The sequence below is a fragment of the Martinezella sp. CNPSo 3964 genome (assembly GCF_057784375.1).
This window is the reverse complement of sequence record NZ_JBXSOW010000007.1, coordinates 186,473-207,931: the sequence shown is the minus strand read 5'-3', so window position 1 is coordinate 207,931 and position 21,459 is coordinate 186,473. Positions and strand designations below refer to the sequence as shown.

Sequence of the window (21,459 nt, the reverse complement as noted above, 5' to 3'; positions counted from 1 at the left end):
GCCCGCCGTCGCGGAGGCGAGGGCGGGTGTCCGTTCATGGGACTATTGCCGGAACTATCGGCTTACAGCAGCGGCCGGCCCGGCATGTCGTCCAGGTTGACCACGCCGTCGTGGTTGCGGTCCAGCCGGTCGAAGAGCTTGTTCATGGCGTCTTCGGCTTCCTTCTTGCTGATCTGGCCACTTTGGTCGGTATCGGCAAAACGGAAGATCATCGCACCGCGCATGAAGCCACCCTCGTGCATGAAGCGGCCATGCGGTCTGTGATGGCGATGGCCTTCACCACCCTTGTCGTTGTCATTGTCGTTCTGGGCTTGGTCGTTTTGAGCCTGGTCGCTCTTGGACTGGTCGGCCGGAGCCTGATTGCCCTGGGTCTGATTGGTCTGCGCCTGATTGCCCTGGGCTTGATTTCCTTGTGCCTGGTCGCCGCCCTGAGCCTGGCCATTTTGTGTCTGATCGCCATCGGCCTTGGCATGTTCGGCCCGCCACTGCTTCATCTGCTCCTGGCGGTAGGCGCGATATTCGCCAGGGGTGATTTCGCCGTCATGATTGACGTCGATCTGGTCGAAGATCTTGTCGACACCCGCCTTGACTTCATCCTTGGTGAGCTTCGTATCGCCGGGATTGCCGAATTCCTTCAGCATGCGGACGTAAAGGACTTCGGGCGAAAAATGCGGTCTGTGCCAGCGGCCTTGATGATGATGCCTGTCCCGGCCGTCGCCATCATGCGAGGCGGCGAGTGCTACCTGTGCGGCACCGCTGAGAAGCAGGGTTGCGGAAAGTCCAGCCAGAAGAAGTTTTTTCCCGTTCATCGCTTTTCCTTTCGTGTCGAGGAATGGTCAAACGATACGGCTGGCGGTCGAAAGCGACCAATTAAACCTCTGTAAGGCGGATGAAACTTTGGTAACCCCGTTCTAATGAATGGTTAAATCAGCGCTTTGAGGAAGGCGGTGAGATCGTCGGTCACGTAGTCGATATGATCGTCCTCGCCGGTCGTGCGCTCCCACCATTCGACGACAGCCGTCTCGAGATTCTGTGGCACCAGCAGCACCGTCTTCATGCCGAGTGCCTTGGGCACGGTGAGATTGCGCGGCAGGTCCTCGAACATGACGGCCTTCTTCGTGTCGACGCGATGAAGGCTCATGAACTTGTCGTAGGTCGTCCCGGCCGGCTTCGGCACGTAGTCCGCCGCAACGATATCGAAAATATCATCGAACCCGTCGAGGATGCCGAGAGCGCCGGCCGTCGCCTCGGCGTGTTTGACGCTGCCGTTGGTGAAGATGAACTTGCGTCCCGGCAGCGCCTTGATGGCGGCGGCGAGCTCCGGCTGCGGCGTCAGCGCCGAATAGTCGATCGCATGCGCCTTCTCCAGGAAATCGTTAGGGTCGATGCCGTGATGAATCATCAAGCCCTGCAGGGTCGTGCCATGCTCCAGGTAATATTGCTTCTGCAACTTGCGGGCATCTTCGCGCTCCATCTGCAAGAGGGCCGAGACGTAAGCCGTCATGTTCTTGTCGATCTGCGCGAAGAGATCGACATGGTGCGGATAGAGCGTGTTGTCGAGATCGAACACCCAATCGCGGATGTCGGCGAAATCTGAAGGCTCGGATAGTGTTTTTGTCTGGTTCATGCCGGTCTTATGGCATGCCCGCTCCAGGCGGGGGAAGGGAAATATTCACACTGCGGCATCTCAGCCATTTTGGGGAGATTGCCGTGCGATCCAATGCCGGCTATGATTTTACCATTGATTTCCGGGGTTTTACTCTATTTGCCATGTGAGGGAGAGCTTACGCTCTTTTGGGTCGCGGAGGAGAAATCGCCCGGCCGGGCTTTTCGGAGGGGATGCGATGAGTCAGGTGGAAAAGGCGCAGGAATTCGCGCGGCTGCACAAGAAGGGTGAGCCGCTGATCCTTTTCAATATTTGGGATGCAGGCTCGGCCAAGGCCGTGACGGAGGCTGGCGCCAAGGCGCTGGCGACGGGAAGCTGGTCGGTTGCCGCAGCCAATGGTTTCGGCGACGGCCAGGCCATTCCGTTATCGCTGCTGGCGGTCACCGCCCGGCTGATTTCGGTGACGAGCCCATTGCCGCTGTCGGTCGATTTCGAGGGTGGCTATGCCGTCGAGCCGGAGGAAGTCGCTACCAATGTCGAAAAGATCATGGATCACGGCGCCATCGGCATCAATTTCGAGGATCAGGTGATCGGCGGTCAGGGCGTTCATCCTATCGAGACGCAGGCGGCGCGCATCCGCGCCATCCGGGAAATGGCGGACCGCCGCGAGATGCCGCTGTTCATCAATGCCCGCACCGATCTTTTCCTGCAGGAAAGCGATACGGCCCATCATCAGCTGCTGCTGGATGACGCTTTTCAGCGCGCCGATGCCTTTGCCGAGGCTGGCGCCAGCGGCTTCTTCGCGCCGGGCCTGGTCGAACCGGAACTGATCGGGGCTCTTTGCGAGCGTTCGCCTCTGCCTGTCAATATCATGGTGCGCCCGACGACGCCTGACAACGAGACCATGGCAAAGCTGGGCGTCAGCCGCATCAGCTACGGGCCGGCACCCTACCGCTCTGTCATGGGAATGCTGAAAAGCGAAGCCGAGGCAATCTACCGGCCGACTTGAGGCATGATGGGAGCCAGGATACTTTCCGTCCCCGACAAGTGGGTACCTTGAGCAAAGTGCGACAGGAGTGAAAATGTCTGAGCGCGACACCGAGCTCCACGGTAGCTGGCGGTTGGTTTCCTTTGAGACGGAACTTCAGGATTCAAGGGAGCGCAGTCGACCGTGGGGCGACCACCCCAATGGGCACCTTATGTTCGGCCCGGATGGGCGAATGATAGTGCTGGTGACCGCCGAGGCGCGGGAGCCAGGGACTACAGATGAGAAACTGCTCGGACTTTTCCGTACCATGATGACCTATACCGGACGCTATCGGATAGAGGGGGACAGGTTCATCACAAAGATCGACTCGTCCTGGAATGAAGCCTGGAACGGCAGTGAGCAGGAACGCTTCTACAAGCTTGATGGAGACACGCTCGAGGTCTTTACGAGCTGGATGCCCAATCCGTTGGTATCGGGCAATCCAACAGGAAGGGCTGTGCTCAAGTTTAGACGCGGGTAATTTTCCCTGCGCCGTGTTTTCAACGCCTCGCGCCGCTCACACGGCTGGTAGTTTTAGTCCAAGCCACCGTCATGTCCATTGGGCTTCGCAGCCCAACGGAATCACAACAGATTAAAATCAGCCAATTATTCAGTTAGCCTTTAAGACGACGCCGCCCTTACGGGACGATCAGCGTGCCGGCGCCACGCTCGGTGAAGATTTCGAGCAGCACCGAATGGGCCGTCTTGCCGTTGAGGATGACGACGCCCTGAACACCTGCCTTGATGGCGTCGATGCAGGTTTCGACCTTCGGGATCATGCCGCCGGAAATGGTGCCGTCGGCGATCAGCGCGTGGGCCTGGGCGACGGAAAGTTCCTTGATGAGCTGACCCTGCTTGTCGAGAACGCCGGGAACATCCGTCAGGAAGAGCAGGCGTGTGGCGGAGAGCGCGCCGGCGATGGCGCCGGCAAAGGTGTCGGCGTTGATGTTGTAGGTCGCGCCGTCGCGGCCGGGGGCGACCGGGGCGATGACCGGGATCATCTCGGACTTGGCGAGCAGGTCGAGCAGCGTGCGGTCGACTTCGACCACTTCACCGACGAAACCGAGGTCGAGCACGCGCTCGATGTTCGAATCCGGGTCCTTGATGGTCTTGTGCGCCTTTTCGGCGAAGACCATGTTGCCGTCCTTGCCGCAAAGGCCGATCGCCCATTCGCCGGTCTGGTTGATCAGCGCGACGATTTCCTTGTTGATCGAGCCGGCGAGCACCATTTCGACGATCTCGACCGTCTTCTGGTCGGTGACGCGCAGGCCGCCTTCGAACTTCGATTCGATGCCCATCTTCGTCAGCATGGCGCCGATCTGCGGGCCGCCGCCGTGAACGACGATCGGATTGACGCCCGATTGCTTCAACAGGGCGATATCGGCGGCAAAGGCCTTGCCGAGTTCGACATTGCCCATGGCATGGCCACCGTATTTCACGACGATGGTCTTGTTTTCGTAACGCTGCATGTAGGGCAGCGCCTGTGCGAGCAGGTTGGCTTGGAGTTCGCTTTGGGCTTCGGACATGGTGCACCCTTCGAAATTGATCGCGGCCTTTTATCTCAAGTTTTTGACAGAGGGAATAATGATCTCGGGATTAAAACATGCCGCGCAAACGTGCGCAGCGGTTTTGCGACTACGACATACGCAAAATCAAATACCTAAAGCGCGAAAAGCGGATCTGAAAGATCGCGCTGCGCCTTAGTTGACGCTATGTCACATTAGCGTCGCCGAAATTGATGGTGCGGACACGTTTGCCGAAGCGAAGTTTTCTTCTAAAGATGGTGCAGGCATCGCACCCCGGGGATTTGGATGGCGAGCGAGGAGACGGAAGCGCTGATCGGCCGCATCGCCATGCGCGATCAGAAAGCCTTTGCCGCGCTCTACAAGCGTACCAGCCCGAAACTCCTCGGTGTTTGCCTGCGTATCGTTGGCAACAAGGCGGATGCGGAAGAGGTTTTGCAGGAGGTCTATATCAAGGTCTGGCAGCGGGCCGAGCAATTTGCTGTCGCGGAAGGGCCGGCAATGGCCTGGTTGATGACGATCGCACGCAACCGCGCCATCGATTTCATCCGCGCGCGCAAGCCTGTAGCCGACGAAATAGACAGCGCTTACGATCTCGCCGACCTGGAACCCGGCCCCGAAGAACAAGCAATCGTGAAGGGAGAGGGGAGGCGGATTGACAGGTGCATGGAAGAGTTGGAAGCTGATCGCGCGCGGGCAGTTCGCAGCGCCTATGTCGAGGGCTTGAGCTATCAGGAGCTCGCCGACCAACACGCTGTGCCACTGAACACTATGCGCACGTGGCTGCGCCGAAGCCTGATTAGACTGAGAGAGTGCATGGACCGATGAGTACGCCCGATCAAAGCAAGGGAGGCCGCTCCCGCGACGAAGTCCTGGCCGGAGAATATGTGCTTGGCGTGCTTTCCTTGGAGGACCGGCAAAAGGTCGAGCGCCGCATGCGCAACGACCGCCAGTTTGCCGCCATCGTCAGCCGCTGGGAGCAGAACCTCTCGGAATTCAACGAGGAATACGAAGCGGCGACGCCATCCCCTTCGGTCTATCCAAAGATCGAAAAGCGGATTTTCGGCGAAGTGGCACTCGGTGCCCATCTCTGGAATTCGCTGATGCTCTGGCGTTCCGTCGCCTTCGGCTCGCTGTTTTTGGCGGCCGGCGTACTCGTCTTCGCCATCACGAACGAAGGCGGCTTGCGCACAACCCCCGGCAAGCAGCTCACCGCGTCTCTTTCCGGCCAGAACAGTCCCTTCAATCTCCTCGCCAACTACGACGTCGCCAACGGGCGTCTGAAAATTACGCCGGTCGCCGCCGGCAAGCCCGAGGAGAAATCGCTGGAGCTCTGGCTGATTCGCGGCAGCGATCCCGCCGAGGCGCTGGGCATCCTGCCACCGACTGGCGATGGCGAAATCGTCCTGTCGCCGGAGCTTCACGCCAAATTGACGGAAGGCGCGATCATCGCCGTCAGCGTCGAGCCCTTTGGCGGCTCGCCGACCGGCAAGCCCACGGGCGATGTGGTTGCCTCCGGCACGATCCATCTGCCCTGAGGGACTGCGTCTCATAAAAGCTGCTGGCGGCTGAAACTTATCGTCGGCGCGCTCCGTATCCTCTTCCGACCCCGCCCGAGCGGGGCAACAGAGAGGAAGAGGAGACGTTATGATCAAGACCGTGTTTCGCATTGCCGCCATCGCCGCGATGCTGCCCGCTGCAAGCAGCCTCGCCTACGCCAAGGACCCGATGGTGGGTGGTGCCGCGATGTACGCCAGCAAGAACATCATCCAGAATGCCGTGAATTCCAAGGATCACACGACACTGGTCGCGGCCGTGAAGGCGGCCGGTCTCGTCGATACCCTTGAGGGCAAAGGCCCTTTCACCGTCTTCGCACCGACCAACGAAGCCTTCAAGCAGCTGCCGGCCGGTACGGTGGAAACGCTGCTGAAGCCGGAAAACAAGGAAAAGCTGGTCAAGATCCTGACTTGCCATGTCGTGGCCGGTGATGACTTGGCCGCCGCCATCAAGAAGTGGGCGATGAGCAAGGGCGGCGAATACGATCTGAAAACGGTCGGCGGCTGTACCATCAAGGCCATGGACAAGGGCGGCAAGCTGACGCTGACCGATGAGGCCGGCGGCACCGCCCATATCACAATCGCCGACGTCAAGCAGTCGAACGGCGTGATCCATGTGGTCGACAAGGTGTTGTTGCCGAAGATGTAATCCTTAGCGGCAACACGGCCGCCGTCGCCTTACGCGGGGTCGGGGGCGGCGGCCTCATTGTATCGGAGCGGTCCTCAGACCTGGATGCCGACCGTCAGCCCGATGGCCTCGCGCAATTCCTGAAGTCCCACGCCTTTTTCCGAGGAGGTGGCGAGGATGCCGGGATAGGCGGCCGGGCGCTTGCGGATTTTTTCGGCGGTATCGGCGAGCAGCTTCGGTATGCCCGCCTCCTTGATCTTGTCGGTCTTCGTAAGCACGATCTGATAGGAAACGGCGGCCTTGTCGAGCAGATCCAGCACGTCTGCATCGTTCTTCTTGATGCCGTGGCGGCTGTCGATCAGCACATAGACGCGCTTCAGCGTCGTGCGTCCGCGCAGATAGTCGAAGACCAGCTTCGTCCAGGCATCGACCTGATCCTTGGGTGCTTCGGCATAGCCGTAGCCAGGCATGTCGACCAGCGCCATCGGCGGCAGATCGCCACCCTCGCCGGAAAAACCGTCGGGAACGAAATAGTTGAGCTCCTGCGTGCGCCCCGGCGTATTCGAGGTCCGCGCCAGCCCCTTGTGTCCGACCAGAGCATTGATCAGCGACGACTTGCCGACATTGGAGCGGCCGGCAAAAGCGATTTCCGGCGGCCCTTCCGGCGGCAGAAATTTCATCGACGGCACACCGCGGATGAAGATCCACGGACGCCCGAAAAGCGGCTTGTCGTCTTTTGTCGTCTGGTCTGCCATTTGCCCGGTCTTTTGCTTGGTTTGATGATCTGGCTTCGGGGTTTTGCCCATGAAAGTCAAGTTTTGATCGATGTGTGTGACACGTTGCGGACCTGCACGTACCCTGTCATGCTGCGCAGATGGAGCAAGATCCCACGAAAGACGACGATGTCGTAGAAATATGCCTCGATGCGAAGGAAGCCGTCGTTCTATTCGAGCTTCTCTCTCGTTGGTCCGATCCGAAGGGGACACACACTCCCGATGAATCATGTTTCGAGAGCCCTGCCGAATGCGCGGTATTGAACGGTTTGCTCGGGGATATCGAGAAGCAGCTTACTGCTCCGTTCAAGCCTGAGTACAGGCAGATTCTCGCCGATGCCCGCAGCTTGTTAGCGGGGCGATGGAATTACCCGACTCTGCGCGGCTGAAATTTCCCAGGCGGTCGACCTAGACCGGAATTTTCATCCGCAGCCATGGTGATCCTGTAAAATCCGCAATTGCTGCACCACGGCGCCGCGCAAGTCGTGCTAAGGCTCGATGCCGCAGCCTGAGATCTGCACGGTCAGGCGGGATTTGACAGGGCCGCTTTCCACAAGACGTTTGATGCGGATGTCCTCGAACTCTTCCGTCAGCATCTCGCATCTGAGCGCACGAGCTGAGAAGACCGCGGCGTACCCAGCCCGCTCGCATCGAAATATCAATCACAAAGAAAAGCCTCGCCGAAGCGTGCTTTTTTCGTCATTTCGATGGCGCCGGTTTTCGTTTGAAGAGGCCCCTCAAATTGTCGAAGAGCTCCACCTTCAAGCCATGACGCTTCATGCCGCCGAGCTTCGGTGTCGGCCAAGGAGTCGGTAATGACTAGCCGCAGCACTTGGCAGCATTCGCTGATCCACAGCAGGCTGCCGCTTGGGTCTGTTCTGCCAGCCACCGGTCGCGTGGCTTGCAGCTGGCTGCGCGGGCAATGAGCTCGACATAGACGGCATCGTCGCCGATAACAGGAGTTGATGCGCAGTAGAGCTGCATCGGCTGCACCCCGTCGCTCACCTCAAAGGTCAGCCTCGCGGAGCCGTCGAGCTGCACGTGCTCGGAAACTTTGCGGATGATAGCGGCGAATTTGCCCGCCGGCATATGCGTGCGGTTGCCTTCCTCGATATCCCAAAGCTGCACGAAAATCTCAGCCCATGCTTCCGGGTTGGCCCCGCAGTCCAATGCCGAAAACTGCCCGGCCTTAACTTCTGTGACATGATAGCCCGGCCTTACCGGCCGACCGTCATAGCGGAATACAAGGGGCAGATCGCGGGCAGCGGCCAAAGTCTCAAGCAGAAGGCCGAGGTTGATATCCGAAGCCAGGGTCTTGTCGATCGCATTCATTTGATGTACTCCATATTTCAACATTTCAAGGATTATTGAAATATGGATGAAGGTCAAGCCCTCGCTTCGTTCGGTGCACTCTCTCAGGAGACCCGCCTGCAGATCGTCCGCATGCTCGTCGTTGCCGGTCCTGATGGCATGGCTGCGGGCGTGATTGCGGAGAAGCTCGAGGTATCACCCTCGAATGTTTCGTTCCATCTGAAGGAACTGGATCGGGCCGGCCTCATTGGCCAGCAGCGGGAATCTCGCTCTATCGTCTACACCGCCAATTACGATGCGCTCGGAGGTCTCGTCCGCTTCCTGATGGAAGACTGCTGCGCGGGGCATCCGGAGGTCTGCGCGCCGGCGGCGCAAGTCGCTGCCTGCTGCGTACCAGCTGCGAGAAGTGTTCCATGAATATGCTGATCCGGGGCCTGAAGCCATGACATCGTTTCCGCTTTCGCGCCGCCTTGTCTCGGAGGCCTTGGGCACGGGCCTTCTGGTCACGGCGGTCGTCGGTTCAGGCATCATGGCGCACAGGCTGACGACCGATATTGCGCTTGCGCTGCTCGCCAATACGCTGCCTACCGGCGCGATCCTTGTCGTGCTGATCATCGTCCTCGGGCCGATATCCGGCGCTCACTTCAATCCGGTCGTATCGCTGGTCTTCACGCTGCGCCGCGAGCTGACCGCGATGTCGGCTCTGGGCTATATCGTCGCGCAGATCCTCGGCGGCATTGCCGGAACACTCCTCGCGCATGCCATGTTCGAACTGCCTTTGTTGCAGGCTTCGACGACCATTCGCAGCGGCGGCGCGCAATGGTTGGCCGAGGTGACGGCCACCTTCGGCCTTGTCTTCGTCATCCTCGCCGGCTTGCGGTTTCGCGCCGACGCCGTGTCATGGCTGGTAGGCCTCTACATAACGGCCGCATACTGGTTTACCGCTTCCACCTCCTTTGCCAATCCGGCTGTCGCAATCGCCCGCTCGCTGACGAACACCTTCGCCGGCATCCGTCCTGTCGATCTGCCGGGTTTTATCGTCGCGGAAATCCTGGGCGCAGTGTTGGCACTGATGCTTGCGAACTGGCTGCTGTTGGAAGTCCGTAATCCTCAAACTCTCGCTGAAACGGAAGCCATCCCATGACCATGGATGTTACGATCTACCACAATCCCGACTGCGGCACCTCGCGCAACACGCTGGCGATGATCCGCAATGCCGGTATCGAGCCGACCGTCATCGAATATCTGAGCAATCCGCCAAGTCGCGATGACCTCATCAAGATGATTGCCAAGGCGGGTTTGACTGTCCGGCAGGCGATCCGTGAAAAGGGCACGCCCTACGTCGAGCTCGGCCTCGACAATCCGGACTTGACCGATGCCCAGTTGCTCGATGCCATGTTGAAGGATCCGATCCTGATCAACCGCCCGTTCGTCGTAACGCCCATGGGCACGCGTCTTGCCCGGCCTTCGGAAGTCGTCCTGGATATCCTGCCCGATACGCATAAAGGCCCGTTCGCCAAAGAAGATGGCGAGCAGGTCCTCGACGCTGACGGCAAGCGCCTTGTCTGAACGGGTGCCCCTTCTTGCCGTGCTCGCGCTCGGTGTCACGCAGATCATCGGGTACGGCACTCTCTATTACAGCTTCAGCATCCTCGCACCCGATATGGTCGCGCAGTTCGCATGGTCGAGCGAATGGGTTTTCGGCGCGCTGTCGTTCGCGCTTCTGATAGGCGGCCTCACCGCACCGTGGCTAGGCGTGCTTTTCGACAGGATCGGAGCCGCCCGGGTGATGACGATCGGCTCCTTCGCGGCGGCAGCCGCTTTGGCCGCCTGTGCCTTTGCGCCCAACAAGGCAGCTTATATCGCAGCACTTGTTGCGATCGAGGCTTCCGCCAATCTGGTCCAGTATGGCGCGGCCTTTGCGTTGCTCGTGCAAATCCGACCGCAGGTCGCCTCCCGCAGCATCACCTATCTGACGCTGATCGGCGGATTCGCCTCGACAATCTTCTGGCCGGTAACCACGACACTCCATTCGCATCTCGCATGGCAGAACGTCTATTTGGTTTTCGCCGTCCTCAACCTCTGTATCTGCCTGCCAATCCACGCGTGGCTGGTGCGTCAGGGAACTATGCACGAGGCGAAGGCATCGAGCATAGCTCCGCGCGTCGAGGGTGTGTTGCCACCTGCTCGCCGTCGCCTTGGCTTTGCGGTCATGGTTATGGGTTTTTCGCTGATGTCGCTCGTCAGTTCGGCCATTCTGGTGCATTTGGTTCCACTGCTGTCCGGTCTCGGCCTCGGCGCGACCGCCGCTCTCGTGGGGACACTCTTCGGTCCGTCGCAGGTCGGCAGCCGCCTCATCAACATGGTGTTCGGCAAGAACCTGCCCGCACTCCATCTGGCCGTGATCGCCTCGATGCTGATCCCGGGCGGAGTGCTCGTGCTTCTGTTTTCTGCTCCCTCCGTACCCGGCGCCATGGCCTTCGCGATGATCTTCGGTATGGGCAACGGCCTCCTGAGCATCGTCACCGGCACGCTGCCTCTGCATCTTTTCGGCAGCGATGCCGACGGAAAGCTACAGGGGAAGATGATGGCGGCACGGCTGATCCTTTCAGCTCTCGCCCCGTTCGTCCTGGCCTTCGCGATGGAGAATATCGGCATCACGCCGTCACTCGTCATCACGGCCGCTCTGGGTGGGCTTTCCATCGCTGCTCTATCTTCCATCGCAGCATTGCGATGACCGTTGTTGGCGGCACATCGGTGCCGGAGTTCACGCCGATGGCACCTGTCGCCACAAAAGAAAAGCCCCGCCGGAGCGGGGCTTTTGTCGTCATTTCGATGGTGCCGGTTTTCGTTTGAAGAGGCCCTTCAGATTGTCGAAGAGTTCCACCTTCACGCCATGGCGCTTCATGATGATCGACTGCTGAATGACCGAGAGCGTGTTGTTCCAGGCCCAGTAGATCACGAGGCCGGCCGGGAAGCTCGCCAGCATGAACATGAACACCAGTGGCATCCAGTTGAAGATCATCGCCTGGGTCGGGTCCGGCGGCGTCGGGTTCATGCGCATCTGGAAGAACATGGTGACGCCCATGATCAGCGGCCAGACGCCGAGATGCAGGAAGGTCGGAGCCGCAAACGGCAGCAGGCCGAAGAGATTGACGATCGAGGTCGGATCCGGCGCGGAGAGGTCCTGGATCCAGCCGAAGAACGGCGCGTGGCGCATCTCGATGGTGATGTAGATCACCTTGTAGAGCGAGAAGAAGATCGGGATCTGCAAGAGCACCGGCCAGCAGCCGGCGATCGGGTTGATCTTCTCTTCCTTGTAAAGCTGCATCGTCGCCTGCTGCAGCCCCATTCGGTCGTCGCCGAACTTGGCTTTGAGTTCTTCCATCTTCGGCTGCATGCGCTTCATGTTCGCCATCGAGGCATATTGCCGGCTGGCGAGCGGGAAGAAGAGCGCCTTGACGACGATGGTCGTGCAGAGGATGGCGACGCCGAAGTTGCCGAAGTAGCGGAAGAAGAAGTCCATCAGCTTGAACATCGGCTTGGTGATGAAATAGAACCAGCCCCAGTCGATCAGGCGATCGAAGCGCGGGATCGAATAGCTCGTCTCATAGCGGTCGATGACCGGAACTTCCTTGGCGCCGGCGAAGACCAGGTTCTTCAGATCCTGCGACTGGCCGGGAGCAATAGTGACGGCATCCTGCTTGTAATCGGCCTGATAGCGCGGCGTGCCATCGGTGAAGTGCGAGAAACGTGCGTCATACGCCGTCGACTGTGGCGGCACGATGGTTGCAGCCCAGTACTTGTCGGTCATGCCGAGCCAGCCGCCGGTCGCCTTGGCAGGCGTCGTGGCTTCCTTTTCGGTAGACGCATATTTGGTCTCGATCAGGCCATCGTCGCCGATAACGCCGATGAAACCTTCGTGCAGAACGTAGGCAGATGGCGTTTCAGGCTTGTTGTAGCGTGTGACGCGGCCGTAGCTCGACAGCGAAACCGGAGCCTGGCCGGCGTTGGCGATCTTGTCGGTGATCGTGAACATGTAGCGATCGTCGACCGAGATCGTGCGGCTGAAGGTGATGCCCTTGTCGTTGGTATAGGACAGCGTCACCGGCGTCTTGTCGGTCAGCTTGTCGCCGCTTGCGAGCTTCCACACCGTCGAAGGTCCGGGAACGGAACCCGTGGCATCGCTGCCGACATAGCCGAGTTCCGTAAAGTAGCCGTTCTTGGTGTCGGCCGGGCTGAACAGCGTGATGATCGGGCTGCTTTTGTCGACGGTCTCGTGATAGGCCTTGAGCTGGAGGTCGTCGAAACGCGCGCCTTCCAGATTGATGGAGCCGGCAAGCGCGGGCGTGTCGATGATGACGCGCGACGAAGCGGTCTTGGCGACCGACTGCTCGAGGGTGAGGACCGCCGGCGCCGTCTGACCGCCTGCCGGCAACGAGCCGTTCACCGCGGCACCCGCTGCTACGGGCGACTGCGTCGTCTGGGTCTGCTGCGCCTGCTGGTGGGCCTTGGCAGCCTGCTCGGCCTGGCGCTGCGCTTCAAGGCGCGGGTTCATGTAGAAAAACTGCCAGCCGAGAACAATCAGCACAGACAGTGCAATTGCTATGAAGTAATTGCGGTTGTTTTCCATCATACTTTCCTGGAGCGGTCGTTTTCCGACCGCCGATGTTTCGGCCTGGTTTCGACGCGGCTTACGAGTTCGCTTGCCAGTTTTTCGAAAGGAGCGGTCAGCACATCGCGCCGCGCGACAACCACATAGTCGTGTCCGGGCTGCATTGCAAACCCTGCATGAAGCCGCACGGCTTCTTTCAGCCTGCGCCGCATGCGGTTGCGCTCCACCGCGTTGCCGTGTTTTTTGGTGACGGTAAATCCAACGCGGGGGTCGGCGTCGGCAAGCTTGCGGTCCAGCACCTCAATGAGGAAGAAGCCGCCTCTGCGCTTCTCGCCTTCGCGGACTGCAAGAAACTGCGGCCGGCTTTTCAGCCGCCCGACAGTCTTTTTTGGTCGTTCATTCGTCAATTTGCCCGCCATCCTGGATTATCGGGCACTTCGGCCCTTAGGCCGAAAGACGCTTGCGGCCGCGGTTACGGCGAGCAGAAAGAACTGCGCGGCCGCCCTTGGTGGCCATGCGCGCACGGAAGCCGTGGCGACGCTTGCGGACAAGCTTGGATGGTTGGTAGGTACGCTTCATTTATTTAAACACCGCGGAGTGCGGCCCTTCTTGAGCTTTGCTTCAATAGCAAGGAGCGTTGTTGATTATGGCGAACGGACTTGGCCCGCAAATGCAGGCTCCATGACCGGACGTGCGCGGGCTTATACGGATCAAGGCCCCGGAAGTCAATTATAGCGGCGCAGATTCCTTGTTTTCCGGCAAATTCACGCTGTTGGTGTCGGCGGCGCGTCATTTGGTGGCAGTGACCGGCGAAATGTGCGTGCAACCTTAAATATAGATTGCGAATCTTCTAAAATATATGGGAAGTATAGTGAAGAATGTCGTATGTTTAGATTAAAAATACTTCAATATAACATTAATGATTTTAGCCGATATCTAGCTCTATGTCGTAAAACCCATCGATTTATGGGGGATGGGATCTGCGCCGGAGGGGTATTGTGAAAATTCGCGGCAAAATAAATCTGCTTGTATCTGTCATGGCTGGGGCAGCGCTTCTGATTGGCGCTACTGCCCTCTATGCGTTGCATCAATATGACCAGAAATTACAGAGCTACGAGCAGACGGCGAGCCGCGCTTACATGGGCGAGCGCCTGAATCGCTATGTGACCGCCGTGGTCATGGAAGCGCGCGGCATATATGCCGCAGCCGCGGCAAAGGATTCCAAACCCTTTGCCGATGGGCTGATGGCCGATCTCGATGAAATCGACAAGGTGCTGACGAGCTGGGCGCCTCTGGTGCCGGATACACAGAAGCCGGAATTCGCCAAGCTGCAGGCCCGTGCCCAGGAATTTCGCGTCTTTCGCACGGAAACGGCCAGGCTTGGCGTGACCGACGGCCCGGATGCCGCCGGCAAGCAGGGTAACAACGAGGCGAACCGCGCCAACCGCAAGGCCTTCCAGGCTGAGATCGATGCGGTCGTCGAGACCGACAAGGCGGAACTCGCGAAGGCCGAGACCGAGATCGCAACCTTCCACAGCAATGTCCTGTGGGTCGTCCTCGGCATCATGATCGCCGGTATCGTGGCGGGCGTCGGCCTTGGCGCCTATATCGGAACCGTCCATCTGAGCCGCCCCATCCGCAAGGTGACTGATGCGATAAAGAATGTCGCCGATGGCCATTTCGATATCGAGGTGCCGTTTGCCGGCCGTCGGGATGAAATCGGCGAGATGGCGGCAGCCGTCGACGTCTTCAAGGAAAATGGCAATGCCGTGCGCCGCATGAACGCCGAGGAAACGGCCATGCGCGCCAAGAGCGACGAGCTTCAGTCGAGCATGTCTCTGGCAGTCTCTGCCGCGGCAGCCGGCGATTTCAGCCAGCGCATCGAGAAGGACTATGGCGACGTCAATCTCAACCGCTTCGCGCGCAACGTCAACGAGCTCCTGATCAGCGTTGACACTGGGATCGGCGAGGTCCGCCGTGTCATAGCAAGCCTGGCGGACGGTGATCTGACCCAGGCAATGAAGGGCGAATTCCAGGGTGCCTTTGCCGAACTGCAGCAGAACGTCAATGCGACGCTCTCAACGCTGAAGAGCACGATGAGCGAAGTGCGCGAGACCACGGGTTCGATCAACTCCAACACCAATGAGCTGCGTCACGCCAGCGACGACCTGTCCAAGCGCACGGAACAGCAGGCGGCCGCTCTTGAGGAGACTTCGGCAGCGCTCGACGAGATCACGTCCGTCGTCCAGAATTCCACGGAGCGGGCGCGCGAAGCCAGTGTCATGGTGAGCGAAGCCAAGGACGATGCAGCACGTTCCGGTACGGTCGTTCGCAATGCCATCGATGCCATGGGGCGGATCGAGCAGGCGTCCGGCGAGATCAGCCAGATCATCGGCGTGATCGACGACATCGCCTTCCAGACCAATCTTCTGGCGCTGAATGCAGGTGTTGAAGCAGCCCGCGCCGGCGAGGCGGGCAAGGGTTTCGCCGTTGTTGCGCAGGAAGTGCGCGAGCTTGCCCAGCGCTCCGCGACAGCCGCCAAGGATATCAAGGCCCTGATCGGCAAGTCCGGCGGTGAGGTGCAGATCGGCGTCAAGCTCGTGCAGGCGACTGGCGAGGCGCTGTCGTCCATCGAGGCGCGCGTGCTCAAGATCAACGACCACATCCACTCGATCGCAACGGCGGCGCGTGAGCAGGCGACGGGCCTCTCCGAAGTGAACAACGCGGTCAACCAGATGGATGAGGTCACGCAGCGCAATGCCGCCATGGTCGAGGAAACATCGGCCGCGACCCATCGACTGGCGGCCGAGGCGGATGGCCTTGTCCATCTCGTCTCCCGCTTCAAGGTCGATGCTGTTCACGCTCCCGCCCCGGTTCCAGCGCGCGCCGAGACGCATCGTCCGACTGCTTCGCCGGCGCGGCGCATGATCGACAGGGTCGCGACTGCCTTTGGTGGTGGAGCGCTTGCGCCGGCTGCCGCGGCGCAGGGCTGGGAAGAGTTCTGATCCCGCGAATATGAGGCTGGTTACGGCGCCTGAGCGTCGTCGCCGGCCTTTGTCTTGTGCCAAAATGCCGAGCCGATTGGAAAAAAGCCCACAATCGCCTATTATGTAGTTTCGATCAGGTCGCATCAGATCGCTTTGCGGCGAAGCGGGACAATTGAAATGGACAGTGGGCAGGACAAGGGCGCCGTAAAGAACGGCAAGGTCGAGAAGGGCCGCCTGTCCCAGTTCTGCCGCCCGACGGGCATCTTCGGCGGGCTTTCCGGCAAGCTTCTCATCCTCACCGTCGTTTTCATTTCGTTGGCGGAAGTGCTGATTTTCGTGCCCTCCGTCGCCAATATGCGGCTGCGCTGGCTGGAAGATCGGCTGAACACCGCCGCTGCCGCTGCTATCGTCATCGATGGCCTGCAGCCGGCGGAACTGCCGCGTGCCCTGCAGAAGGAAACGCTGATGGCGACGGGCACGCGGGCCATCGTTCTGCGCAAGGACGGCACCTCGCGCCTGCTGGCGACGGCCGAAATGCCGGCCTCCGTCGACGAGAAATACGATCTCAGCGATGTGTCCCAGCTGACCGCGATCAAGGATGCGCTCGATACGCTGCTGTTCGGCGGCAATCGCATCATCCGCGTCTTCGGCCCCGTCGGCGGCGATGCCAACACCGGTATCGAGGTGGTGCTGAAGGATACCCGCCTGCGCAATGCGATGCTTGCCTATTCGGTCAGCGTGTTCTTCGTCTCGATCCTGATTTCCCTGTTCACCGCGACGCTGATCTTCTTTGCGATCAACCGCATGATGATCCGCCCCATCCGCCGGCTGACGGACAGCATGCAGGCCTATTCTGATGATCCGGAGGATCCCGGCCGTGTTCTTGTGCCGGAGAAGGGACGCGACGAACTGGCCGTGGCTGGCCGGCATCTCGCCGCGATGCAGTCGCAATTGCAGAAAACCTTGAAGCAGCAGAAGAATCTGGCTGCGCTTGGTCTGGCGGTGTCGAAGATCAATCATGACATGCGCAATATCCTCTCGGCCGCGCAACTGATGTCGGACCGTCTGGTCGATGTCGATGACCCGATGGTCAAGCGCTTCGCTCCGAAGCTGCTGCGCACCATCGACCGTGCCGTCGGCTATACGACCGAGGTCCTGTCCTATGGCCAGACTTCCGAGTCGGCGCCTCGCCGGCGCAAGATTCGCATATTCGAGCTTATCGAGGAGGTACGCGATATTCTGGCGATCGATCCGGATAGCGGCATCGAATTCATCGAGCAGCTCAGCCCGGATCTGGAGGTCGATGCCGACAGCGAGCAGCTGTTCCGCGTCATCCACAATCTCTGCCGCAACGCCCATCAGGCGCTGATCGCTTTCGGCGAGGCGGAGCCCGATAGCGTCAGGCGGATCACTGTGTCGGCGCATCGAATCGGCAGCGTCGTCAGCATCACCGTCGATGACACCGGACCCGGCATGCCGCAAAAGGCGAGGGAGAACCTGTTCACGGCCTTCCGCGGCTCGGCTCGTTCGGGCGGCACCGGCCTTGGCCTGGCGATTGCCCGTGAGCTCGTCCTTGCCCATGGCGGAACGATTGCGCTCGTTGAAAAGCCGGCCGCCGGCACGCAGTTCCGCATCGAAATTCCCGACCGCCCGGTATCTCTCGACGATTACCGCAGCAGAAGCCTCCAAGAAAGCTGATTGTTTTCAGTCGTTTGGCGTCAATATGCACGAAAATCGCGATCTTTTTCAGAAATCCACTTGCATTCCCTCAAGGGAGGCTTTAGAGAACCGCCCACGCCAACGGTTTCTTCCGTTTCGGCCACGCACCCGTAGCTCAGCTGGATAGAGCACCAGACTACGAATCTGGGGGTCAGGAGTTCGAATCTCTTCGGGTGCGCCATTTTCTTCTTCTCCATGCCAATAGAGAATTAAGTTGGGCACCAACGTCTGAGCCCAGACGCAAGCTGCTCGTTGGCCCATCCCGATAATCGACAAGGCTTGGAATCAATATAGCCATTCCGCATTGCTGGAGCTGCAGATGGCCGGTCACATAAAGCCTGGATTTCGCGGCAGATATTGAGTCCAGCCGCCATAGCCGGGCGATGCCATCAATAGCATCGGAAAAGTGATCCGCATGCCTTGGTTGATCGCAAGGCTCAAGGCGCTGTCGCATGTGCCCGGCAGGAACGCCGATATGTTCTCGGCAGAGCCATCCGCCGCCAGCTTCAACGCGGTCGCAAAAGCATCATGAAGAAAATCAGGCCGCGCGACAGCGAGGGGGCCGATATGCCCGTTGGAGCTGATATAGCCATAGCCGACAATATCATCGCCAGCGCAGAGCAAAAAGCCTGCGGTCGATGGGTCGCCAAGCAGATAGCGGTGATGCTTCTCCCGCGAGACGCCTATGGCACGGGCATCGATCTCGACAAGATTTTCCATCGCCGTGCCACCGGTGTCGAGTGGGATGGCGTGCAACCGCGGCTCCGGCAATGTCCGGCTCACCCGTTCGCGCGCGACGCTGAAAGAGTAGATCGGCATCTTGGGAAAGAGGCCGTGCCGCATGTAGAGGCCTTGCGAGACGCGATTGAAGGTGAAAGTAATCAGTGCCTTGTGAGCCGCGCCTGATTTCCGGGCGTGCTCCATGGTCCGTTCCAAGAGTTCATTTCCGATGCCCTGACCCTGCCGGGCGGGATCGACGAACAGCTGGGCAAGGAACCAGACATTGCCGCAAACCCAGCTCCAGGCGAAGCCGAGGATTTCTCCACCATCGTCCGCGACCCATAGTCCATCAGGGTCGTCCTTGAGCGAGAACAGCTGAAAGTTGGGAGCGCTTGCCGCCGCCATCGTACCGAAGCCATGCCGAACGGTGAGATCGTTGATGCTGGCAACCACCAGGGCATCGGTCGCGGCCAAATCGTCCGCAAGGGCAGGTCTGTAAACAAGCGGCATTGGATAACCCCGCAAATGTTCCCGCGATAGAGCGCCGTAACGCGTCGTACCGGCCGGTCATGACTGCCGTCTCGAACCTCGCCGCTGCGCTTTCGGCACCCTTCGTCCCAATTAGAGAAACCGGAGGCTTGATACCTCCTTTCTCCGGGGCACATTCTTTGATCACAAGGCCGTGATCATAACATACGCTCTACCAATTTCATCCTGCCCCGCGCGCTGTTTGCATACTCATTTAGATCGAGAGCATGGCACTCCCGCGTTGCGAATGCGCGCCTTTCCGCGGGCAGCGCTGGCTTAAGCCGGACTTGTTGCCGGGTGACTGCAATTGCCCCGCGCCGTTCAGCCCTGACGCTTTGCTTCCTGCCCATGATCCGTCGCCAACGGCAATTCCGGTAGAAAAAGCAGCGCAATCAGCGCCAAGGCCACGATCGCCGTGCCCGTCGCAAAGGTCATGGCGATCGCGTGGCGATAGAGCGCTATCGCGGCGTCATGCGCTTCGGGGGAGGCAGTCGCGAGCTGCTTCATGCCGGCCTCGGTCAATGAAGATACATGCATCCCGTCGAGGACGCCGCCAGCATTCTGTACGCGATAGGCAAGAATGGCGCCGGAACCAGTAACGCCGATGAGGCCGCCGAGCGAACGGAAGAAGGCGAGCGTCGCCGTTCCCACGCCGCGATGGGCGAGGGGAAGGGCGTTCTGCACCGCGATCGTCATGGTGGGCATGACGAGGCCAAGGCCGAGACCGAGAGCAAAGATCGTCGGTTCGATAACCCAGAAGCCCTGGCTGGTGGCGGCCGCCCAGGCGAGCACGGCAAAGGCGGCGGTTGCGAGGCTGAGGCCGCAGAGCTGCGCCGGCTTGTAGCGTCCGAAGCGATGCAGCAGCACACGTCCATTGACCATGGAAGAGATGACGACGCCGATCATCAGCGGGCCGGTGAGCAGGCCGGAATGCGAGGCGCTGACCCCCATGACCATCTGGAAGAATAGCGGAAAGAAGAGGCTTGCTCCCAGCATGCCCATGAAGGTCAGGGCCAGCACGATGCAGGCGACGACAAAGAGCCGGTTACGGAAGAGATCGGGCGGCAATACCGGCTCTGGTTCGCGCCGGATATGCAGGATGAAGAAGACGAAGAGCACGAGGGCGATGGCGGAGAGGCCGAAGATCTCTGGCGAGTTCCAGGCCCATTCATTGCCGCCGAGCGCAAGCACCAGCAGGAAGCTGGTCGTACAGCTCGTCAGCAGAGCCGCGCCGAGATAGTCGATACGGCGGCTGCGCGCATGATGCGGTCGCTTCAGCGCCCTGCCGATCATGACGAGGGCGACGGCGCCGATCGGCAGGTTGACGTAGAAGATCCAGTGCCATGACAGGAGGTCGGTGATGACGCCGCCGGCGATCGGGCCGATGACGCTGCAGATCGCAAATACCGCTGCGATCGAACCCTGATTGCGCCCGCGCCTGGCCGGCGGCACTATGTCGCCGATGATGATCTGCGCCAACGGCAGCAAGCCGCCGGCGCCGATGCCCTGGATCGCCCGGAAGATGATGAGCTGTATCAGCGTCTGCGCCATGCCGCTCAGCACCGAGCCCAGAAGGAAGATCAGGATCGCCGTATAGATCATCGGCTTGCGGCCGTACTGGTCGCTGAGCTTGCCGTAGAGCGGCATGGTGCTGGTCGAGGCGAGCACATAGGCGCTGACGACCCAGGAGAGGTGCGTTAGGCCGCCGAGATCGCTGACGATGCGCGGCAGTGCCGTCGCAACGATGCTCTGGTCGATGGCGCCGAGGCCGAGAACGATCATCAGTCCGAGGATGACGGCGCGGATCTCGCGACGATCGGGCGGCTCGCCTGCCGTCGGAGCTGATGGTGGGACAGCATTCGGACGAGCCGTATTCATTGTCCGATCTCCATGAGCGGTTCGATTGCGGCGCGAATGGCGTCACGCTGCTGCGGCGACAGTTTGGCAAGTTCGGAGGCGAGCCAGTCGGTTCTCCGCCGTTTCAGGTTGCAGATGATTTCTTCGCCTTTCGCCGTCGCCACCAGACCATTGCGGCGGCGGTCGCTCGGGTCCGGCTCCGAACGGGCGATGAGGCCATCCCGCTCCATGGCTTTCACATGGCCTGAGATCGTCGGTCCGCGCAGTCTCTCTATCCGCGCCAGCTCGGCAACGCCAATGCCCGGCTGGCGCATGATGGCGACGAGCAGCAAGGCATGCAGCGGCGACAGTCCGGCCTCGTCGCTCTCGCGCCGCAATTGTCGATGCAGGCGATGGAGGGCGGGACGCAACGCCTCGGCCAGCGCGTAGGCCTCCTCGATCCCTTGATGCTGGTCGGTTTTGGTCATCGATAGTCTCGCTCGCGTATAGATAGATAGGCTTCCTATCTATAGACCTATCGTGCGGCATGTACTTGCGCAAGCGATAATATTGTGAAAGATTTTCAATCATTGCGCGTTGTTCATCAGTATTTGCGACTCATGAGGAGGA

General features: G+C 60.1%; 22 protein-coding genes and 1 tRNA gene. 12 read left to right on the top strand and 11 right to left on the bottom strand.

What is annotated here, in order from left to right:
- Positions 1–62 precede the first annotated feature (62 nt).
- Positions 63–809, bottom strand: a complete 747-nt coding sequence (locus AC13Q5_RS22165) for an EF-hand domain-containing protein (protein WP_488503172.1) — start codon at positions 807–809, stop codon at positions 63–65.
- A gap of 113 nt (positions 810–922) precedes the next feature.
- A complete protein-coding gene (locus AC13Q5_RS22160; protein WP_488503171.1) occupies positions 923–1,627 on the bottom strand; it encodes a pyrimidine 5'-nucleotidase in 705 nt (234 codons plus the stop codon).
- Positions 1,628–1,844: 217 nt separating this feature from the next.
- On the opposite strand from AC13Q5_RS22160, the gene AC13Q5_RS22155 reads away from it, so the two are divergent.
- Positions 1,845–2,615 (top strand): isocitrate lyase/PEP mutase family protein, encoded by a 771-nt coding sequence (locus AC13Q5_RS22155; protein ID WP_488503170.1) that lies wholly within the window; start codon positions 1,845–1,847, stop codon positions 2,613–2,615.
- A 73-nt stretch (positions 2,616–2,688) separates the two neighbouring features.
- Complete coding sequence (locus AC13Q5_RS22150; protein WP_488503169.1) at positions 2,689–3,114, top strand: lipocalin-like domain-containing protein; 426 nt, start codon at positions 2,689–2,691, stop codon at positions 3,112–3,114.
- A gap of 157 nt (positions 3,115–3,271) precedes the next feature.
- On the opposite strand, the gene argB is transcribed toward AC13Q5_RS22150, so the two are convergent.
- Positions 3,272–4,159 (bottom strand): acetylglutamate kinase, encoded by an 888-nt coding sequence (gene argB, locus AC13Q5_RS22145; RefSeq protein ID WP_069611182.1) that lies wholly within the window; start codon positions 4,157–4,159, stop codon positions 3,272–3,274.
- Between the two features lie 285 nt (positions 4,160–4,444).
- Between argB and AC13Q5_RS22140 the strand changes: the two genes are divergently transcribed.
- The 3 genes from AC13Q5_RS22140 (at position 4,445) to AC13Q5_RS22130 (ending at position 6,361) form a co-directional block, all read left to right on the top strand.
- Entirely contained in the window at positions 4,445–4,984 is a 540-nt protein-coding gene (locus tag AC13Q5_RS22140; protein WP_015338658.1) for a sigma-70 family RNA polymerase sigma factor, read from the top strand.
- Positions 4,981–5,694, top strand: coding sequence for an anti-sigma factor (locus tag AC13Q5_RS22135; protein ID WP_488503168.1), 714 nt, complete (start codon positions 4,981–4,983; stop codon positions 5,692–5,694). The genes AC13Q5_RS22140 and AC13Q5_RS22135 overlap by 4 nt, the downstream gene beginning before the upstream one ends.
- Positions 5,695–5,803: 109 nt before the next feature.
- Positions 5,804–6,361, top strand: a complete 558-nt coding sequence (locus tag AC13Q5_RS22130; RefSeq protein WP_488503167.1) for a fasciclin domain-containing protein — start codon at positions 5,804–5,806, stop codon at positions 6,359–6,361.
- Positions 6,362–6,435: 74 nt separating this feature from the next.
- Here AC13Q5_RS22130 and yihA read toward each other — a convergent pair whose 3' ends face one another.
- Together yihA and AC13Q5_RS22120 are read right to left on the bottom strand one after the other, a co-directional pair.
- Entirely contained in the window at positions 6,436–7,095 is a 660-nt protein-coding gene (gene yihA, locus AC13Q5_RS22125; RefSeq protein WP_457878764.1) for a ribosome biogenesis GTP-binding protein YihA/YsxC, read from the bottom strand.
- Between the two features lie 837 nt (positions 7,096–7,932).
- Entirely contained in the window at positions 7,933–8,445 is a 513-nt protein-coding gene (locus tag AC13Q5_RS22120) for a DUF6428 family protein (RefSeq protein WP_075855375.1), read from the bottom strand.
- A 42-nt stretch (positions 8,446–8,487) separates the two neighbouring features.
- Here AC13Q5_RS22120 and AC13Q5_RS22115 point away from each other — a divergent pair, with 42 nt between their 5' ends.
- From AC13Q5_RS22115 to arsK, 4 genes are read left to right on the top strand one after another with little or no spacing between them, the layout of a single operon-like run.
- Positions 8,488–8,841, top strand: coding sequence for an ArsR/SmtB family transcription factor (locus AC13Q5_RS22115; RefSeq protein WP_488503166.1), 354 nt, complete (start codon positions 8,488–8,490; stop codon positions 8,839–8,841).
- Between the two features lie 25 nt (positions 8,842–8,866).
- Positions 8,867–9,568, top strand: coding sequence for an aquaporin (locus tag AC13Q5_RS22110; RefSeq protein ID WP_488503165.1), 702 nt, complete (start codon positions 8,867–8,869; stop codon positions 9,566–9,568).
- On the top strand, positions 9,565–9,993 hold the full coding sequence (gene arsC / locus AC13Q5_RS22105) for an arsenate reductase (glutaredoxin) (RefSeq protein WP_457878761.1): 429 nt from the start codon (positions 9,565–9,567) through the stop codon (positions 9,991–9,993). Before AC13Q5_RS22110 ends, arsC begins: the two co-directional genes overlap by 4 nt.
- Positions 9,950–11,161 (top strand): arsenite efflux MFS transporter ArsK, encoded by a 1,212-nt coding sequence (arsK, locus tag AC13Q5_RS22100; RefSeq protein WP_488503164.1) that lies wholly within the window; start codon positions 9,950–9,952, stop codon positions 11,159–11,161. The genes arsC and arsK overlap by 44 nt, the downstream gene beginning before the upstream one ends.
- A gap of 90 nt (positions 11,162–11,251) precedes the next feature.
- Here arsK and yidC read toward each other — a convergent pair whose 3' ends face one another.
- Genes yidC through rpmH form a run of 3 tightly spaced genes read right to left on the bottom strand, consistent with a single transcriptional unit; the run spans position 11,252 to position 13,618 of the window.
- A complete protein-coding gene (yidC, locus tag AC13Q5_RS22095) occupies positions 11,252–13,060 on the bottom strand; it encodes a membrane protein insertase YidC (protein ID WP_488503163.1) in 1,809 nt (602 codons plus the stop codon).
- On the bottom strand, positions 13,057–13,458 hold the full coding sequence (rnpA, locus tag AC13Q5_RS22090) for a ribonuclease P protein component (protein ID WP_075855368.1): 402 nt from the start codon (positions 13,456–13,458) through the stop codon (positions 13,057–13,059). The genes yidC and rnpA overlap by 4 nt, the downstream gene beginning before the upstream one ends.
- Before the next feature lie 25 nt (positions 13,459–13,483).
- The gene (gene rpmH, locus AC13Q5_RS22085; protein WP_041677194.1) at positions 13,484–13,618 is read right to left on the bottom strand and encodes a 50S ribosomal protein L34; all 135 of its coding nucleotides are present in this window, start codon (positions 13,616–13,618) and stop codon (positions 13,484–13,486) included.
- Between the two features lie 458 nt (positions 13,619–14,076).
- On the opposite strand from rpmH, the gene AC13Q5_RS22080 reads away from it, so the two are divergent.
- The 3 genes from AC13Q5_RS22080 to AC13Q5_RS22070 all read left to right on the top strand — a co-directional run bounded on the left by AC13Q5_RS22080 (position 14,077) and on the right by AC13Q5_RS22070 (position 17,926).
- Complete coding sequence (locus AC13Q5_RS22080) at positions 14,077–16,044, top strand: methyl-accepting chemotaxis protein (protein ID WP_488503162.1); 1,968 nt, start codon at positions 14,077–14,079, stop codon at positions 16,042–16,044.
- Positions 16,045–16,203: 159 nt separating this feature from the next.
- Complete coding sequence (locus tag AC13Q5_RS22075) at positions 16,204–17,724, top strand: sensor histidine kinase (RefSeq protein ID WP_075855365.1); 1,521 nt, start codon at positions 16,204–16,206, stop codon at positions 17,722–17,724.
- Between the two features lie 125 nt (positions 17,725–17,849).
- Positions 17,850–17,926 (top strand) — tRNA-Arg (locus tag AC13Q5_RS22070).
- A gap of 146 nt (positions 17,927–18,072) precedes the next feature.
- Here the strand turns inward: AC13Q5_RS22070 and AC13Q5_RS22065 are convergent.
- The 3 genes from AC13Q5_RS22065 to AC13Q5_RS22055 all read right to left on the bottom strand — a co-directional run bounded on the left by AC13Q5_RS22065 (position 18,073) and on the right by AC13Q5_RS22055 (position 21,317).
- Entirely contained in the window at positions 18,073–18,975 is a 903-nt protein-coding gene (locus tag AC13Q5_RS22065) for a GNAT family N-acetyltransferase (protein ID WP_488503161.1), read from the bottom strand.
- 339 nt (positions 18,976–19,314) lie between these two features.
- A complete protein-coding gene (locus AC13Q5_RS22060) occupies positions 19,315–20,871 on the bottom strand; it encodes an MDR family MFS transporter (protein ID WP_488503160.1) in 1,557 nt (518 codons plus the stop codon).
- Positions 20,868–21,317 carry a MarR family winged helix-turn-helix transcriptional regulator gene (locus AC13Q5_RS22055; protein WP_488503159.1) on the bottom strand — a complete coding sequence of 150 codons (450 nt, stop codon included), beginning with the start codon at positions 21,315–21,317 and terminating at the stop codon, positions 20,868–20,870. The genes AC13Q5_RS22060 and AC13Q5_RS22055 overlap by 4 nt, the downstream gene beginning before the upstream one ends.
- Positions 21,318–21,459: the final 142 nt, after the last annotated feature.

Excerpts from the sequence above, each read along its gene's own strand:
- AC13Q5_RS22165 (WP_488503172.1), bottom strand. The coding sequence starts at position 809 with ATGAACGGGAAAAAACTTCTTCTGGCTGGACTTTCCGCAACCCTGCTT.
- AC13Q5_RS22160 (WP_488503171.1), bottom strand. The coding sequence starts at position 1,627 with ATGAACCAGACAAAAACACTATCCGAGCCTTCAGATTTCGCCGACATC.
- AC13Q5_RS22155 (WP_488503170.1), top strand. The coding sequence starts at position 1,845 with ATGAGTCAGGTGGAAAAGGCGCAGGAATTCGCGCGGCTGCACAAGAAG.
- AC13Q5_RS22150 (WP_488503169.1), top strand. The coding sequence starts at position 2,689 with ATGTCTGAGCGCGACACCGAGCTCCACGGTAGCTGGCGGTTGGTTTCC.
- argB (WP_069611182.1), bottom strand. The coding sequence starts at position 4,159 with ATGTCCGAAGCCCAAAGCGAACTCCAAGCCAACCTGCTCGCACAGGCG.
- AC13Q5_RS22140 (WP_015338658.1), top strand. The coding sequence starts at position 4,445 with ATGGCGAGCGAGGAGACGGAAGCGCTGATCGGCCGCATCGCCATGCGC.
- AC13Q5_RS22135 (WP_488503168.1), top strand. The coding sequence starts at position 4,981 with ATGAGTACGCCCGATCAAAGCAAGGGAGGCCGCTCCCGCGACGAAGTC.
- AC13Q5_RS22130 (WP_488503167.1), top strand. The coding sequence starts at position 5,804 with ATGATCAAGACCGTGTTTCGCATTGCCGCCATCGCCGCGATGCTGCCC.
- yihA (WP_457878764.1), bottom strand. The coding sequence starts at position 7,095 with ATGGCAGACCAGACGACAAAAGACGACAAGCCGCTTTTCGGGCGTCCG.
- AC13Q5_RS22120 (WP_075855375.1), bottom strand. The coding sequence starts at position 8,445 with ATGAATGCGATCGACAAGACCCTGGCTTCGGATATCAACCTCGGCCTT.
- AC13Q5_RS22115 (WP_488503166.1), top strand. The coding sequence starts at position 8,488 with ATGGATGAAGGTCAAGCCCTCGCTTCGTTCGGTGCACTCTCTCAGGAG.
- AC13Q5_RS22110 (WP_488503165.1), top strand. The coding sequence starts at position 8,867 with ATGACATCGTTTCCGCTTTCGCGCCGCCTTGTCTCGGAGGCCTTGGGC.
- arsC (WP_457878761.1), top strand. The coding sequence starts at position 9,565 with ATGACCATGGATGTTACGATCTACCACAATCCCGACTGCGGCACCTCG.
- arsK (WP_488503164.1), top strand. The coding sequence starts at position 9,950 with ATGGCGAGCAGGTCCTCGACGCTGACGGCAAGCGCCTTGTCTGAACGG.
- yidC (WP_488503163.1), bottom strand. The coding sequence starts at position 13,060 with ATGATGGAAAACAACCGCAATTACTTCATAGCAATTGCACTGTCTGTG.
- rnpA (WP_075855368.1), bottom strand. The coding sequence starts at position 13,458 with ATGGCGGGCAAATTGACGAATGAACGACCAAAAAAGACTGTCGGGCGG.
- rpmH (WP_041677194.1), bottom strand. The coding sequence starts at position 13,618 with ATGAAGCGTACCTACCAACCATCCAAGCTTGTCCGCAAGCGTCGCCAC.
- AC13Q5_RS22080 (WP_488503162.1), top strand. The coding sequence starts at position 14,077 with ATGGCTGGGGCAGCGCTTCTGATTGGCGCTACTGCCCTCTATGCGTTG.
- AC13Q5_RS22075 (WP_075855365.1), top strand. The coding sequence starts at position 16,204 with ATGGACAGTGGGCAGGACAAGGGCGCCGTAAAGAACGGCAAGGTCGAG.
- AC13Q5_RS22065 (WP_488503161.1), bottom strand. The coding sequence starts at position 18,975 with ATGCCGCTTGTTTACAGACCTGCCCTTGCGGACGATTTGGCCGCGACC.
- AC13Q5_RS22060 (WP_488503160.1), bottom strand. The coding sequence starts at position 20,871 with ATGAATACGGCTCGTCCGAATGCTGTCCCACCATCAGCTCCGACGGCA.
- AC13Q5_RS22055 (WP_488503159.1), bottom strand. The coding sequence starts at position 21,317 with ATGACCAAAACCGACCAGCATCAAGGGATCGAGGAGGCCTACGCGCTG.